Origin of the sequence: Streptomyces boncukensis (genome assembly GCF_011045075.1) — a bacterium.
In the GTDB taxonomy this organism is placed as follows: domain Bacteria; phylum Actinomycetota; class Actinomycetes; order Streptomycetales; family Streptomycetaceae; genus Streptomyces; species Streptomyces boncukensis.
This window is the reverse complement of record NZ_JAAKZZ010000922.1, coordinates 1-1,577: the sequence shown is the minus strand read 5'-3', so window position 1 is coordinate 1,577 and position 1,577 is coordinate 1. Positions and strand designations below refer to the sequence as shown.

The 1,577-nt window shown below is 76.9% G+C and carries 1 protein-coding gene; it reads left to right on the top strand.

Translation table 11 applies throughout. The annotated features are described in order from the left end of the window. The first annotated feature begins 134 nt into the window (after positions 1-134). Positions 135-1,526, top strand: a complete 1,392-nt coding sequence (murC, locus tag G5C65_RS37015; RefSeq protein ID WP_241266334.1) for a UDP-N-acetylmuramate--L-alanine ligase — start codon at positions 135-137, stop codon at positions 1,524-1,526. Positions 1,527-1,577 lie beyond the last annotated feature (51 nt).

Sequence of the window (1,577 nt, the reverse complement as noted above, 5' to 3'; positions counted from 1 at the left end):
CCTCCACGCCTTCGACGCCTTCGACGCCGTCCACGCCCTCCGTCCCCTCTCCGTCCTCCGGCTCTCCGGCGCCCCTCCCGCCCGTGCCGCCCGGTCTGGAGCGGCCCCACTTCATCGGCATCGCCGGCTCCGGCATGTCCGGCGTCGCCAAGCTGCTCCTGCGGCGCGGCGCCCGGGTCTCCGGGAGCGACCGGGCCGGATCCTCCCCGGTCGCCGAGGCGCTGCGCGGCCTCGGCGCCGTCGTGCGGGCCGGGCACGCCGCGGCGCAGCTGCCCGGTGACGCCAGCTGCGTCGTCGTCTCCAGCGCCATCGCCGAGGACAACCCGGAGCTGCTGAGGGCGCGGGAGACCGGCGTACCGGTCGTCCGCCGGGCCGCTGCCCTGGCCGCGCTGACGGAGGGCAGCAGGACCGTCGCCGTCGCCGGCACCCATGGGAAGACCACGACCTCCTCGATGCTGGCCGTGGCGCTGCGCGCGATCGGCGAGGACGTCTCGTACGTCATCGGCGCCGATCTCGACGCCCCCTGCTCCGGAGCCGAGCAGGGGCGGGGCGAGCTGTTCGTCGCGGAGGCGGACGAGAGCGACCACAGCTTCCACGCCTACCGTCCCGAGACGGCGGTCGTGCTGAACATCGAGTTCGAGCACCACGCCAACTACGGCTCCCTGGAGGAGATCTACGCCTCGTTCGAGACGTTCGCCGACCGCCTCGCTCCCGGCGGCACGCTGGTCGTCTGCGCCGACCACCCCGGGGCCCGCGAGCTGACCCGCCGCGTGCTGGCGGGCCCGCACCCGCCGCGGGTGCTGACCTACGGCGAGTCCACGGGCGCCGATGTGCGGATCACCGGCGTCACCAGCGTCACCGGCATCACCGGCATCACCGGCGACGCGGGCCGGGGCGGCGGCAGCCGGATCACGGTGCGGGCCGCGGGCGAGCGGATCGCGTTCGATGTCTCCGTGCCCGGACGGCACTACGCCCAGGACGCGGTCGCCGCGCTCACCGCGGGCCTGGCCCAGGGGGTGCCCGCCGCCCGGCTCGCCCCGGCCCTGGCCCGCTACACCGGCGCCCGGCGCCGCCTGGAGCACAAGGGGAAGGCCGCCGGGGTGGCGGTCGTCGACACCTACGCCCACCACCCCACCGAGATGGCCGCCGACCTGGCCGCGCTGCGCGCGGCCACCGGCCACGCCCGGCTGCTGGTCGCCTACCAGCCCCATCTGTACTCGCGCACCCGGGCGCTCGGGGCCGCCATGGGCCGGGCGCTGGCGATGGCCGACGCCGGCCTCGTCCTGGACATCTACCCGGCCCGCGAGCGGCCGGTCCCGGGCGTGGACAGCCGTCTGGTCATCGACGCCGCCCGCGAGGCCGGAGCGGACGTCGCGGACCGCGTGTTCACGCTCGCCGAGGCGCCCGCCGCGATCGCCGCCCTCGCCGGCCCCGGGGACGTGATCGTCACCATGGGCGGCGGCGACATCACCACCCTCGGCCCCGAGATACTGCGGCACCTCGACGACCTCGCGCGCCCCCGGTGAACCGCGCGGTGAACCGCCTGCCACCCCGGTCCGCGCGGCACGCCCCGCGAC

Excerpts from the sequence above, each read along its gene's own strand:
- murC (WP_241266334.1), top strand. The coding sequence starts at position 135 with ATGTCCGGCGTCGCCAAGCTGCTCCTGCGGCGCGGCGCCCGGGTCTCC.